Origin of the sequence: Ligilactobacillus sp. WC1T17, from assembly GCA_900110005.1 — a bacterium.
GTDB classification, from domain to species: domain Bacteria; phylum Bacillota; class Bacilli; order Lactobacillales; family Lactobacillaceae; genus Ligilactobacillus; species Ligilactobacillus ruminis_A.
The window spans coordinates 167,846-180,534 of the sequence record FOCC01000003.1 but is presented as its reverse complement, the minus strand read 5'-3'; the positions used below and the strand labels follow the sequence as shown (position 1 = coordinate 180,534).

Below are 12,689 nucleotides of genomic sequence, written 5' to 3'. Positions count from 1 at the left end.
TTTTTTAATGTACACGTAATGTAATCGCGTGACGCGATTCCTACGATTTTAATCGTAGGTAGTTCAATGCCTTGTTTTAATTTTTGTAAGCTCTCATTTGCATTCATAAAATTACCTCCTAGGGCTATTATAACGCAAATGAAAAGCAGCATTTTACATAAAAGATTGGCAAAATTAGCTAAGTAGCCTATAATCGTTAGAGGAGAGAAAGGAAGATTGTTTTGATTAAGAATAAAAATGTCTTTTGGACATGTGTAGCGATTTTGGCTTGTATTTTATGGGGTGTTTCCAGTCTATGTGCCAAAATCGTCTTTAATTTGGGTCCGAGTACGAATGCGCTTTTTGTTTCGCAGGTCAGAATGCTAGGGTCTGGGTTAATCTTGCTAGTGATGGCAGCCATGTTAAAAAGCGGACCATTCAGTGTTTGGAAGAATAAAAAGGACGCTATTTTGATTACCTTGGCGGCAATTTTAGGGACCATTCCGCTGCAATTTGCCTACTATATGGCAGTGGAAACGGGCAATCCAGCTAGTGCGACGGTGTTGCAATTTGTTGGTCCTTTTTTTACGATTGCCTTGCAAGCTGTTATGCAAAAAGTTTGGCCTAACCGTAGCGACTTTATAGCTGCAATTATTGCTTTTTTGGGCATTATCTTATTAGCTACCAATGGGCATTTGCATGAATTAGCTATTAAGCCCGTGGTGATTTTTTGGGGGCTTTTGTCAGCGGTAGGGGTAGCGACGAATGCGGTTTTAGTTCAGAAAATCCTGCAGCATAAGCATTCACCGGTCGCCGTTTCGGCGTGGCAAATTTTATTAGCCGGTATTGTGTTAGTAATTCTACATCCAACACATGGCAAAATCGATTATAATTTAGCTTTTATTTTGCCAATGACTTTCATTATTGTCATGGGCACCATTGTACCTTATATTTTAGCTAATAATGCGCTCAAACATATTAGTGCCACTACATTTACGATTACAGATGCGTTTGAACCAGTGGCAGCCATGATTGGTTCGGCAGTCTTATTTAATTTACAAATGACGCCAGCTTATTTATTGGGGGCATTTTTAGTTGTTTTCTCCGTTTTATTTATGAGCATCGTACCGGTAATTGTCGTTTGGCGCAAACAATTGGGATAAATATCGTAAAAAACCACCGCTTGAGACGGTGGTTTATTTTTTAAACATTTTGCGGAAGGTTAAAGGACTATAACCACTATAGCGTTTAAAAGCTTTCGAAAAAGTAAAGGCATCAGAGTAGCCTACGCTTTCAGAAATTGACTGGATAGATATTTCGCTAACCAAAAGTTGATTTTTGGCATCTTCCATCCGCATCTGGGTTAAAAATTTTTGCGGCGACATGTTGGAATATTTTTTAAAAAGGCTATATAAATAGTTGCGAGATAACGATAAGGATAAGCTTAAATCAGTAATATTGCAGCCATAAGCATAGTTGCCTTTGAGATATTTAAGCGCCATTTCATATTGTTGGTAGGGTTTGACTTTGGGCGTGATATTTTGGGCGGGAAATTCTTTTATCAAGTGATAAAACATTTGGTAGGTTAAAGCTTCAAGCAGCAATTCATTTTCAAGACTGGATTTATTATGCAGGACTTTAAAAATTTCACGCAATTTTTTAGTAAATTCACTAGATTCGATATCCTTTAGGTAATACGAGCCTTTGAGCGCAGAGGAGTTGAAAATATTGGCAATTTTAATGCCATCAAGTCCAATCCAAAAGTATTGCCAAGGATTTTTGCCATCTGCCTGGTAAAAGCAGGGGATACCTTTGGGCAAGATAAAAAGGTCGCCTTTTTTGAGGGTCACCGCTGCTTTGCCCGCCACAAAAAAGGTTCCTTGACCGTCCATAATATAGTGGATGATATAATTTTCACGGATGTTATTGCCACGGTAAGTATAATTAGGACGGCATTTTTCCTGGCCATAAAATAAAATACTGCTTTCAATACCGTTGCTGGCAATAAAGCGGTATTCATTGCCATTTTGGTCAGTCATAAGCGACTCCTTTCAAAAAATTTAGCTGTCATAATTACAGTTAGAACATGTCAAAAAAATTAAGCTAGCTAAAAATAATGTTGGTATATAAAGCATTATACAACTTATATGTCAAAATGTGAAGTTGGTAAATTGACATGTTTACTAATGACATAACCATGTTTTACTAAAAATGAAAGCGTTATACTAACAATGTAATCAAAAAAAGTTTTAGGAGGGCATGCACATGTCAAAATCAGATTCTAAAATGAGTATGGGCCAACGTTTGGCTTATGCTTTTGGGGCTTTAGGTAATGATGCTTTTTATGCCTTATTATCAGGTTACCTCATTGTTTTTATCACATCTCACTTGTTTAATACAGGTGATACTGCAACCAATAATAAGATGGTTTCAATTGTGACGTTAATTGTTATGGCTTTGCGGATTATTGAACTTTTAATTGACCCATTTATTGGAAACGCTATCGATAGAACGAAGACGCGTTGGGGTCATTTCCGTCCTTGGGTAGTTGTCGGCGGTAGTATTTCAGCTATTTTACTTTTACTTTTATTCACCAGCTTAGGCAACTTATACGCAAGAAACGCTGTTTTATACATGATTGTGTTTGCTATTATGTACATCTCGATGGATATCTTTTATTCATTTAAGGATGTTGGTTTTTGGTCAATGCTTCCATCTTTGACAACTGATTCCCATGAACGTGAAAAGACAGCGACATTCGCCCGTTTCGGGTCTACCATCGGTGGCGGCTTGGTTGGGGTTTTAATCATGCCAGCTGTTATCTTTTTCTCAAAGACTGAAACTTCTTCCGGTGATAGTCAAGGTTGGTTTACTTTTGCTTTGATTATTTGCTTAATTGCTTTAGTTTCCGCATGGTGTGTTGGTTTGTTCACTCGTGAAGTTAACAGTGATATCCGTGAAAACAAAGAAGATACTAAAGGTGTTTTCGAAGTTTTAAAAGCGGTTACTAAAAATGATCAATTGTTATGGATTGCCATTGCTTATTTATTCTATGGTATTGGCAACAATATTTTGGGTTCACTCGAAGTTTACTACTTCACTTACATTATGGACAAGGCTAAATCATTTTCAATCCTGTCCTTTATCAATATTTTCTTAGGCATGGGTGCAGCCGCATTATTCCCAATTTTATCAAAGCGCTTCAGTCGTCGGACCGTGTTTACCGGTTCATTGGTTGTTATGTTAATTGCGATTGGCTTGTTCTCAATTGCCGGTACCAACTTGCCTTTTGTTATCTTCGCAGCTTGCTTGTATGCTTTCCCACAACAAATCGTCTTCTTAGTTGTTTTGATGATTATTACTGACTCTGTTGAATATGGTCAATGGAAGTTAGGTCACCGTGACGAATCACTTTCACTTTCAATTCGTCCTTTGGTCGATAAATTTGGTGGCGCCGTATCAAACGGGGTTGTTGGTCAAATTGCTATCATGGCTGGGATGACTACTGGGGCTACTGCTTCATCAATCACTGCAGCTCAAGTTACAAGCTTCAAATTGATGATGTTTGCCGTTCCGGCTTTGATGATGGTTATTGCTATTATTGTCTTTTGGAAGAAAATTATTTTGTCTAATGAAAAGCATGCTGAAATTGTGGCTGAACTTGAAAAGACTTGGGGCAAAGATTTAGCTAAAGAACAAGATGCAGCTGCTGGCAATATGGAAGCTTTAATGGAAGAACGAATTGCAATCACCACACCAGTTAAGGGTACTTTGGTAAACTTGAAAGATGTTTCTGACAAGGCCTTTGCTGCCGGTGCTATGGGTAATGGGTTTGCAATCAAGCCAAGCGATGGCAAGGTTTACGCTCCATTTGACGGAACCATCCGCCAAGTCTTCAGTACCCGGCATGCCATCGGCATGGTCGCCGATAATGGTATGGTCTTATTGATTCATGTCGGAATTGGTACTGTAGCCTTACGTGGGACTGGCTTTGTAACATATGTCAACGCCAATGAACATGTTTCTAAAGGCGATGAAATTATGGAATTCTGGGATCCGACAATTAAGAAGGCTGGTTTAGATGATACCGTCATTGTGACCGTAACCAACACACATCAATACAAGGATTTTGACTTTATTGCAGACTTAGGCAGTGAAGTTGCACCCGGACAAAACATTTTGACAGTAACAAGAAATGAGGACTAATTTATGACAGCGAAGATTACGTTTGATAATGACCAAAAAGTCTTCCACTTAACTAACGGAAGCATCTCATATCTCTTCTCAGTCGAAGAAGGCGAAACTTTAAGCCATTTATACTTCGGCAAAGCTGTAAAGGCATATCACGGACAATTAAAATACCCTAGAGTTGACCGCGGCTTTTCCGGTAACCTTCCGGGAAGTCTGGACCGGACTTACTCTAAGGACACTTTGCCGCGTGAATACAGCTCAGCTGGTGAAATGGACTATCATGAACCCGCAACGATTGTCAGACAAAAAGACGGTTCAAACGCCTTGAACCTTAAGTTTGACAGCTATGAAGTCAAGGACGGAAAGCCGGCTTTAAAGGACCTGCCCGCATCATATACAGAAGATGACAGTGAAGCGCAAACGTTAAGCGTTAACTTGAAAGATGAGAAGTCCGGCCTTATTTACACCCTGCTTTACACTATCTTTTCAGATTTTGACATCATTGCCCGTTCAGTCTTGGTGAAAAATGGCGGACAAGAAGCGGTTTACTTAGAAAAAGTCGCTTCCGCTCAAGTAGACTTTGTTGACCGCGACTTTGATGTCATCTGCCTTCCTGGTGCCCACGCCAACGAACGCCACATGCAAAGAACACCGGTGACATTTGGTAGCCAAGCTTTTGAATCCCGCCGCGGGTCTTCCAGCCACCAAATGAACCCATTTATCGCTTTGGTTGATAAGAAGACTGACGAATACTCCGGCGATGCCTACGGATTTGAATTGGTATACTCCGGCAACCACTCCATGGCCTTAGAAACGGACCAATTAGCTCAAACCAGGGTCCTTGTCGGAATCAATGACTACAACTTCTCTTGGAAGCTTGAAGCTGGAGATGAATTCCAAACTCCAGAAGTCTTGCTGACTTACTCTGGCGAAGGTTTGAATAAGATGAGTCAAAACTTCCACGAAGTAATCCGGGAAAGAGTGGTTCGTTCCAAGTTTAAGCACCAAAAACGTCCAATTTTGGTCAATAACTGGGAAGCTACCTACTTTGACTTTGATGAAAAAAAATTAAAGCCAATCGTTGACGAAGCCAAGAACCTTGGAATTGAAATGTTTGTCTTGGACGATGGCTGGTTTGGCCACCGCAACGATGACAACTCAAGTTTAGGGGATTGGAAGATTTTTGAAAAGAAATTCCCTAAGGGCTTAGGCCACTTTGCCGATTATGTTCACGACAAGGGACTTAAATTCGGCTTATGGTTTGAACCGGAAATGATTTCCTATGACTCAGACTTGTATAGAGAACACCCTGACTACCTGATGCAGGTTCCGGGCCGTGCCCCAAGTCCTTCAAGAAACCAATACATCTTGGACTTGACCCGTCCAGAAGTGGTTGATGTAATGTACAAGCAGGTGGCTGACATCCTGGCCAACAACGGTATCGACTACGTCAAGTGGGACATGAACCGCAGCTTGTCAGACATCTACTCCGTAAGTCTTCCAGCTGACCGCCAAGGCGAAGTTTACCACCGTTATGTCTTAGGATACTATGATTTGATGGGACGACTGGTTGACCAATTCCCAGATATCTTGTTTGAAGGCTGTTCAGGCGGCGGTGGCCGCTTTGATGCTGGGGTTGCCTACTACATGCCGCAAATCTGGGCCAGTGACAACACTGATGCCGTAGCCCGCTTGGCTATTCAATACGGAACTAGCCTGGCTTACCCACCTTCTATGATGACAGCCCACGTTTCAGCTGTGCCTAACCACCAAACCGGTCGGAAGACACCATTTGAAACCCGGGGTGCCGCAGCCATGAGTGCGGTCTTTGGTTATGAATTAGACCTAACTAAGCTGACAGACGAAGAAAAGGCCATGGTTAAAAACCAAATTGCTGACTACAATAAGGTGCGCGACCTGGTGGTTAACGGGGACTTCTACCGTCTCAAGTCACCAACTGAATCAAACCAGGCAGCCTGGAACTTTGTTTCAAAAGACAAGAAGGAAGTTTTTGTCGCAACTTTCGCTGTTTTGGCCTTTGCTCAACCATATCTGACTAAGACCAAGCTTAAAGGTTTGGACCCTGAAAAGAAGTATAAGAACGAAGAAACAGGCGAAGTCTTCTACGGTGATGAATTGATGGAACTTGGAATCTATGACCCGGTTGTTCACCAAGATTACATGGCAAAGACTTACTTGTTCAAAGCAATTAACTAAATAAGAGACGCTCTCTGATTAAGAGGGCGTTTTTTTGTTTTTTACTAAAATATATTGTAAATTTAGGCAAAATAAAGTAAAATTTTAAATAGATAATAAAGCGTTTTCAAAAAACATTCAGGAGGATTTATGATGGAAAAACCACTGTTAGATTGGCTGCAAAAGCCAGATGTCTTTTCAGTAAATAAACTGGCTGCTCACTCAGATCACAAATATTATGTAAGCCAAGCAGATTATAAAGATGAAAATAATTCTTTAAAGCAATCATTAAACGGTACTTGGCGTTTTGTTTACGCCAAAAATTACCGTCTATTGCCGGAAAAGTTTTACACGGAAGACTTTGATTTTGAAGGGCTGGACTTTATTCAGGTTCCTGGCCATTTCCAAACTCAAGGCTACGACCAAATTCACTATACTAACACTGCCTACTCATGGGATGGAAAGGATGAATTGCGTCCGCCATACGTTAATATGGAAGACAATCCGGTGGGCGTATACTTCAAGAAATTTGAAGTAAATGAAAGCCTGGCGGGGAAGCCAATCAGAATTTCTTTTCAAGGGGTAGAAACAGCATTTTACTTCTGGGTCAACGGCAAGTTTGCCGGCTATGCCGAAGATGCCTTTACCCCAAGCGAATTTGATCTGACAGAATTTTTGCAGGAAGGTGAAAATACCATTGCCGTCGAAGTCTTCAAGCATTCATCTGCTTCCTGGATTGAAGACCAGGATATGTGGCGTTTTACCGGGATTTTCCGGGATGTTTACCTTTATGCTTTGCCAAGTGCCCACATCAATGATTTACGAATTGGTCAAGATTTAATCAATGGGTTTAAAGATGGCAAGTTGGAAATTGATGCCGATATAATCGGGGACTTGGATGGTGTATCGGTTGATATTAAGCTGCTGGATAAAAATGGCAAAGCCGTTTTTGAAGATTTTAAGCTGTCTGATACAGAATTTGTCTTGGAAACTGAAGTCAAAGATGTTTTAGCCTGGAGTGCCGAAGAGCCTAACCTCTACACTTTGGAATTAGGGCTTGTAAAAGATGGCACACTAATCGAAATTGTCAGCCAAAAGCTTGGTTTCCGCCACTTTGAATTAAGCGGAGGCATCATGAAGTTAAACGGCAAACGCATCATTTTCAAAGGGGTTAACCGCCACGAATTCGATGCTAGAAGAGGGCATGCCGTTACCGAAGAAGACATGCTGTGGGATATCAAATTTATGAAGCAGCATAATATCAATGCGGTCCGGACTTCCCACTACCCTAATCAGACGCGCTGGTACGAATTATGCGATGAATACGGTTTGTACATGATTGATGAAACCAACCTGGAAAGTCACGGCTCCTGGCAAAAGTTGGGGCAACTCGAACCTTCCTGGAATGTTCCCGGAAGTCTTTTAGAATGGCAGGAAAACGTCTTGGACCGGGCCAACAGCATGTATCAAAGAGACAAGAATCACCCGGCTGTTTTAATCTGGTCATGCGGTAACGAATCTTATGCCGGCGAAGATATCCTGGCCATGGCCGACTTCTTCAGAGCAACCGATCCAAGCCGGATTGTTCACTACGAAGGGGTCTTTTGGAATAGAGACTTCGAACAAATCAGCGATATGGAAAGCCGGATGTACGCTAAGCCCGCTGAAATCGAAGAATACCTCAAGTCCAATCCCAAGAAGCCTTATATTTCCTGTGAATACATGCACGCCATGGGCAACTCTGTGGGCGGCATGCACCTGTACACGGAACTGGAAGACAAGTACGACCAATACCAGGGCGGCTTTATCTGGGACTTTGTCGACCAGGCTATCTATAAAAAGGATAATTACGGCAATGATGTCTTAGGTTATGGCGGCGATTTTGACGACCGGCAAAGCGACTACGAATTTTCCGGCGACGGGATTGTTTTTGCCAACCGCAAGGCATCGCCTAAGGCCCAAGAAGTCAAATTTTTGTACAGTAATATTAAGCTTTTAATCAAGGATGGCACGGTTACTGTCAGAAATCAAAACCTTTTTGTTTCAACTAAAAATACTTACTTTGTGGCTCATGTCAAACTTGACGGCAAAGAAATCTGGTCAAAGCGCTTCGACTGGGACGTTCCTGCCGGAAAAGAAGAAAGCTTTAAAGAAGTCTTTCCTGCGTTTACCAAAGCAGGCGAATATACCTATGAAGTGACCCAGCACTTGGGACAAAAGACTCTATGGGCAGATGCCGGCTATGAACTAACTTTCGGCCAAGAAGTCAAGCAAATCGAAGCAGAAGAAGTCCGCTTGGGCGGCAGTCTGACTGTAGTTCACGGTGATGTAAACATCGGGGTGAAGGGCGACAACTTCCAAATCCTCTTCTCGATTGCAGAAGGCGGGCTTTCATCATACAAGTATGAAGGTATCGAATACATCACCCGGACGCCTAAGACCAGCTTCTGGCGGGCAATGACCGATAATGACCGCGGGTCAAAGCACGGCTTTGAAAGAGGAATGTGGCTTTCGGCCGGTCTTTATCAGCAGCATGTTGATATGAAGTTGGAAGAAAACGAAGACTCTGTTACTGTAGCCTTCATCCACCAGCTGCCTTTGCCGGGCGATATCAAGCATACGGTATCTTACACCGTCTACCCTGACGGTACAGTAGAGGTACATTTAAGCTACCCAGGTTATGAAGGGTTGCCTTCACTTCCAGCCTACAGCTATGATATGAAGTTAAAGAAGCAATACAACAAGGTTAAATTCTACGGCATGGGACCGGAAGAAAACTACTGGGACAGAAAGCATGGCGCAAAGCTTGGCATTTACGAAACCACAGCACAAGACAACCTGACTCCATACTTGGTTCCGCAAGAAGCCGGCAACCGGACCGGAGTAAGGTGGATGGAAGTAACTGACCAAAGCGGTCATGGCTTAAAAGTTTCCGCTGTCAGCCGGGCTTTTGAAGCAAGTGTCCTGCCTTATAGCCAGTACCAATTGGAAGATGCCAAACACCAAGAAGAATTATCCAACCCGCAATATACTTGGCTTAGAGTCTTTGCCGGCCAAATGGGTGTCGGCGGCGATGACTCTTGGGGAGCGCCGGTTCATGAAGAATTCTGGTTAAAAGCAGACCAGCCTTTGGATCTGACCTTTGCAATTAAAGCCATTTAATAAATTAAAACCTGATTTCCTAAGTGAAATCAGTTTTTTTTGTTATATGTGATAGTTAACTGCTAAATCCTTACATTTGTCTAAATTAAGATGTGATAAATGTCACTTTTTGTCAAAACAGAAAACGATTACAATAAAGACGTAATTATGAAAGGAGGTGAGCAGATGAAATATTTGATTTTAGTTAGTCACGGCGGCTTTGCGGCTGGTCTTAAAACATCATTAGCTATGTTTGCCGGCGATAAGATAGAGCAAGTTATTGCTGTAGGCCTTAAAAATGATGAGACAGTCGCCCGCTTCAGTGACGATGTTCGTGAAGCTTTAAAATTTTTAAAGCCGGAAGATTCCGTTGTTGTTTTAGCGGATATTGTCGGTGGCAGTCCGCTGACAACTTTGTGCAGTGTACTTGATGAAATGGGCAAGCTCGATGATGCAATTATTCTTGGGGGGATGAATCTTCCAATGGCAATTACAACAGCCGTGATGAAAGATTCACTCGAAAAAGATGCACTAGTTCAAGCTGTTTTGCCTGAAGCTAAAGCTGCTGTACAACAATTTTCAGCTGCAGAAACTGAAGATGAAGACGATGATGAAATTTAAGTGAAGGGGTTTTTAACATGACAGTATCATTAGTAAGAATTGATGACCGCATGATTCATGGTTTAATTACAACACGTTGGGGCAAGGAACGCCCTTGTGACGGTATTATCGCTGTTAACGATAAAGCTGCTAAAAACAAGGTATTAAAGGAAGCTTATAAGGCAGCTGCTGAAGGTAAAAAGACTTTTGTTTGGACTATGGATCATTTTAAAGATGTTCAAGATAAAGTTTTAAAGTCTGACACACGGTATTTCTTGATTACAAAAAATCCATTGGATATGAAGACTATCTTAGTTGACTGGGGATTTAAGCCAAGCGATGTGAAAACAGTGATTGTCGGACCTGGTAATGATCGTGAGGGTGCGATTAAACTCGGCGATAACCAATCATTTACTAAAGAGGAAGCAGCTGCTTTTGAAGCCATGGATAAAGCAGGTTATACCGTTGATTTTGCTTTACTGCCAGATCAACGTATTGGTGAATGGTCAAAATTCAAAGCTAAGTTTGGTTATTAAATTATAAGGAAAAGGAGCGGAAATTATGACAATTAACCTTTTTCAAGCTGCTATTTTAGGCCTTTTTGCATGCTTATGCTCTAATTCATGTATGGCCGGTCAAGCAGTTGGTAATTATACAATTGGTCGTCCCTTAGTTGGGGGACTTGTTTGTGGACTTGTTTTAGGTGACCTTAAGTTAGGTATCGCTTGCGGGGTTGCGATGCAATTGGTTTACATTGCTTTAGTTACACCTGGTGGGACGGTTTCTGCTGATGTGCGGGCTATTTCTTATATTGGGATTCCTTTAGCTATGGTTGCAATTACCTCACAAGGCTTAGCGCCATTAGGAACATCAGCTGCTAACTTGGCAAAATCGGTTGGTACTTTGGTTGGTACCGTTGGGACAGTTATGTATTATGCTGTAGCAACATTAAATTTGGTCTGGCAATCATTTGGTTGGAAAGACGTGGAAAACGGTAAACTCGATAAATTATATGGAGTAAACTTCGGTTGGCCATGGATTTCACATATTTTATTTTCATTTTTGCCAACAATGTTGTTCACATACTTTGGTTCTACAGCCGTAACAGCTTTGCGTAATGCTTTGCCAATGAATGGTATTCCAATGAAGACCTTGTTTACTGTTGGTGGGATGCTTCCATGTGTCGGAATTGCGATTTTGCTGCGCCAGATTGTCAACAAGACAGCTGATTTTATCCCATTCTTAGTTGGTTTTACTTTATGCGCATCCTTAAGTTTGAACCTTGTGTCGGTTACAGTTGTTTCACTTTTGTTTGCAATTGTGATGTATGAAATCGAAATGTCTAAAGGGACAAAGACCGTTGCAGCTAGCGGAGAAGATGACTTTGATGATGATGAAGAGGAGGATATCTAATGGATAATACACAAACACCAAAAAAATTAGATAAGAAGACGTTGAGTAAGTCTTTTCATTTATGGTTCTGGGGCGCTTTAACCTGCTTTTCACAAGAACACATGCAGACTTTCGGTTACCTTTGTTCCATGCTGCCTGTTTTGAAAAAATTATATCCTGAGCACAAAGATCAAGAAAACGCTATTAAAGCTTATACAGCTTTTTTCAACACTAATCCAATGCTTGGTTCTGTGATTATCGGGATTACAACAAGTATGGAAGAAGCACGTGCTAATGGCAAGGGGATTGATGGTGAAACCATCAATGATATGCGTGCCGGGTTGATGGGGCCTGTTGCTGGTATTGGGGACTCTTTGATTGATGGGACTTTGATTCCTATTTTGTTAGGTATTTCCCTTGGTATGTCACAAAACGGTTCACCTGTAGGGGCAATTTTTTACATTATCGTTTGGACATTACTGGCATACTTTGGACAAAAATTCTTGTTCTTCCGGGGCTACGAATTAGGTGATAAAGCTGTTAGCTTCTTAGTCGGTAAGCAAGGTGCTGCTGTTCGCCGTGCCGTAGGTATTGTTGGCGGAATGGTTGTTGGTGGTGTGTTAGCTTCATGGGTTAATGTACAGACTTCTTTAAAATTATACAATTCTAATGGCAAAGCATTCTTAGACTTGCAAAAGCAATTAGACAGCATCTTCCCTGGGTTGTTGACTGTGGTTGTAACCTTGTTTTGCTGGTGGTTAATGTCAAAGAAGCACGTTTCTGCTATTTGGACAATGATTATTTTGGTAGTTATTTCCTTTATCGGTGTCCTTTGCGGCTTCTTTAACCCAGGTCTTTCCTACTAATGACAAAAGAAGAAATGGTTGCAGGCTATCAGCATGAAGTTGAATATCAAAAGCATATGCTGGCTAATTTGAAGCATTGGTACAATCTTTTTATGATTTTAACCGGCATCGGTATTGTCTTGATTTATTTTTTTCACAGGTCAAATACTATTATTTTTGGCTTAGGCATTTTTTTGACCATGCTTGGTTTTTTGGGCGTGCTTTTGTTCAGTTATGGTATCTACCGGGGACGCATCAATGTACAACGTGTGATTGATGATTTAGATAGCAAATTGAAAGCTTTGCAAAAATAGCATTTAAAACACATCTCAATTGGGATGTGTT

At 41.4% G+C, this 12,689-nt stretch carries 10 protein-coding genes; 9 read left to right on the top strand and 1 reads right to left on the bottom strand.

Going from position 1 to position 12,689, the window contains the following annotated elements; genetic code table 11:
* The first annotated feature begins 221 nt into the window (after window positions 1-221).
* A complete protein-coding gene (locus BMX26_RS03105) occupies window positions 222-1,142 on the top strand; it encodes a DMT family transporter (protein ID WP_082272459.1) in 921 nt (306 codons plus the stop codon).
* Window positions 1,143-1,175: 33 nt separating this feature from the next.
* Here BMX26_RS03105 and BMX26_RS03100 read toward each other — a convergent pair whose 3' ends face one another.
* Window positions 1,176-2,018 carry an AraC family transcriptional regulator gene (locus tag BMX26_RS03100; RefSeq protein WP_075529992.1) on the bottom strand — a complete coding sequence of 281 codons (843 nt, stop codon included), beginning with the start codon at window positions 2,016-2,018 and terminating at the stop codon, window positions 1,176-1,178.
* Between the two features lie 220 nt (window positions 2,019-2,238).
* On the opposite strand from BMX26_RS03100, the gene BMX26_RS03095 reads away from it, so the two are divergent.
* The 8 genes from BMX26_RS03095 (at window position 2,239) to BMX26_RS03060 (ending at window position 12,658) form a co-directional block, all read left to right on the top strand.
* Window positions 2,239-4,185 (top strand): PTS sugar transporter subunit IIA, encoded by a 1,947-nt coding sequence (locus BMX26_RS03095; protein WP_075529991.1) that lies wholly within the window; start codon window positions 2,239-2,241, stop codon window positions 4,183-4,185.
* A gap of 3 nt (window positions 4,186-4,188) precedes the next feature.
* Entirely contained in the window at window positions 4,189-6,387 is a 2,199-nt protein-coding gene (locus BMX26_RS03090; protein WP_075529990.1) for an alpha-galactosidase, read from the top strand.
* Between the two features lie 132 nt (window positions 6,388-6,519).
* Window positions 6,520-9,528 carry a glycoside hydrolase family 2 TIM barrel-domain containing protein gene (locus BMX26_RS03085; protein WP_143454850.1) on the top strand — a complete coding sequence of 1,003 codons (3,009 nt, stop codon included), beginning with the start codon at window positions 6,520-6,522 and terminating at the stop codon, window positions 9,526-9,528.
* A gap of 165 nt (window positions 9,529-9,693) precedes the next feature.
* Entirely contained in the window at window positions 9,694-10,128 is a 435-nt protein-coding gene (locus BMX26_RS03080; protein WP_075529988.1) for a PTS sugar transporter subunit IIA, read from the top strand.
* A gap of 17 nt (window positions 10,129-10,145) precedes the next feature.
* Window positions 10,146-10,643: a PTS system mannose/fructose/N-acetylgalactosamine-transporter subunit IIB gene (locus BMX26_RS03075; protein WP_075529987.1), complete on the top strand. Its 498-nt coding sequence runs from the start codon at window positions 10,146-10,148 to the stop codon at window positions 10,641-10,643.
* Window positions 10,644-10,668: 25 nt separating this feature from the next.
* Window positions 10,669-11,520 carry a PTS mannose/fructose/sorbose/N-acetylgalactosamine transporter subunit IIC gene (locus BMX26_RS03070; protein WP_075529986.1) on the top strand — a complete coding sequence of 284 codons (852 nt, stop codon included), beginning with the start codon at window positions 10,669-10,671 and terminating at the stop codon, window positions 11,518-11,520.
* The gene (locus BMX26_RS03065) at window positions 11,520-12,365 is read left to right on the top strand and encodes a PTS system mannose/fructose/sorbose family transporter subunit IID (RefSeq protein ID WP_075529985.1); all 846 of its coding nucleotides are present in this window, start codon (window positions 11,520-11,522) and stop codon (window positions 12,363-12,365) included. Before BMX26_RS03070 ends, BMX26_RS03065 begins: the two co-directional genes overlap by 1 nt.
* Window positions 12,365-12,658 (top strand): PTS fructose transporter subunit IA, encoded by a 294-nt coding sequence (locus BMX26_RS03060; RefSeq protein WP_075529984.1) that lies wholly within the window; start codon window positions 12,365-12,367, stop codon window positions 12,656-12,658. Before BMX26_RS03065 ends, BMX26_RS03060 begins: the two co-directional genes overlap by 1 nt.
* The last annotated feature ends 31 nt before the right edge of the window (window positions 12,659-12,689 follow it).

What these genes read in the sequence shown, in the direction of transcription:
- BMX26_RS03100 (WP_075529992.1), bottom strand. Translation starts at nt 2,018, where the DNA reads ATGACTGACCAAAATGGCAATGAATACCGCTTTATTGCCAGCAACGGT.
- BMX26_RS03070 (WP_075529986.1), top strand. Translation starts at nt 10,669, where the DNA reads ATGACAATTAACCTTTTTCAAGCTGCTATTTTAGGCCTTTTTGCATGC.
- BMX26_RS03085 (WP_143454850.1), top strand. Translation starts at nt 6,520, where the DNA reads ATGGAAAAACCACTGTTAGATTGGCTGCAAAAGCCAGATGTCTTTTCA.
- BMX26_RS03080 (WP_075529988.1), top strand. Translation starts at nt 9,694, where the DNA reads ATGAAATATTTGATTTTAGTTAGTCACGGCGGCTTTGCGGCTGGTCTT.
- BMX26_RS03095 (WP_075529991.1), top strand. Translation starts at nt 2,239, where the DNA reads ATGCACATGTCAAAATCAGATTCTAAAATGAGTATGGGCCAACGTTTG.
- BMX26_RS03075 (WP_075529987.1), top strand. Translation starts at nt 10,146, where the DNA reads ATGACAGTATCATTAGTAAGAATTGATGACCGCATGATTCATGGTTTA.
- BMX26_RS03060 (WP_075529984.1), top strand. Translation starts at nt 12,365, where the DNA reads ATGACAAAAGAAGAAATGGTTGCAGGCTATCAGCATGAAGTTGAATAT.
- BMX26_RS03065 (WP_075529985.1), top strand. Translation starts at nt 11,520, where the DNA reads ATGGATAATACACAAACACCAAAAAAATTAGATAAGAAGACGTTGAGT.
- BMX26_RS03090 (WP_075529990.1), top strand. Translation starts at nt 4,189, where the DNA reads ATGACAGCGAAGATTACGTTTGATAATGACCAAAAAGTCTTCCACTTA.